A 661-nucleotide genomic window follows, 5' to 3' on the forward strand; every position below is an offset into this window, starting at 1 on the left:
TCTCGCCTAGTCGCAATGAAAGAGCATGTGGGCGAGGGTGGAAACAATACTTCTAAGGCGACGAGTAGCTCGAACTCAGCATTGAATCAGTTCACAACGGATCTTACTGAGCAAGCTAAAGCTGGAAAAATAGATCCTGTTATCGGTCGCGACAATGAAATCCGCTTGATGATCGATATTTTATTACGTCGTCGCCAAAACAATCCGATCTTAACGGGTGAGGCTGGTGTAGGTAAAACTGCGGTAATTGAGGGGCTGGCGCAAAAAATAGTGGATGGGGATGTTCCTCCGGCTTTACATGATGTTGCCATCAAATCACTCGATCTTGCTTTGCTTCAGGCGGGTGCGGGGATGAAAGGGGAGTTTGAAAACAGACTTAAAAATCTCATTCGAGAAGTTAACGAATCTTCGCAGCCAATCATTCTTTTTATCGATGAAGCTCATGGTCTAATCGGAGGTGGTGGTCAAGCGGGACAAGGTGATGCTGCTAATATATTGAAACCAGCGTTGGCTCGAGGAGAGTTACGGACCATCGCTGCAACTACTTGGGCTGAATACAAAAAATATTTTGAGAAAGATGCCGCGTTAACGAGGCGCTTCCAGGTTGTGAAAGTAGACGAGCCGACTCCTGAGTTAGCGGTAGATATGCTTAGAGGCTTGG

The 661-nt window shown here is 46.6% G+C and carries 1 protein-coding gene; it reads left to right on the forward strand.

Annotation, left to right across the window (positions count from 1 at the left end):
- The coding region (locus R7P74_RS26910; protein ID WP_318123721.1) for an AAA family ATPase at positions 1-661 on the forward strand (661 nt) is incomplete at both ends.

Source organism: Vibrio sp. 2033, assembly GCF_033339735.1.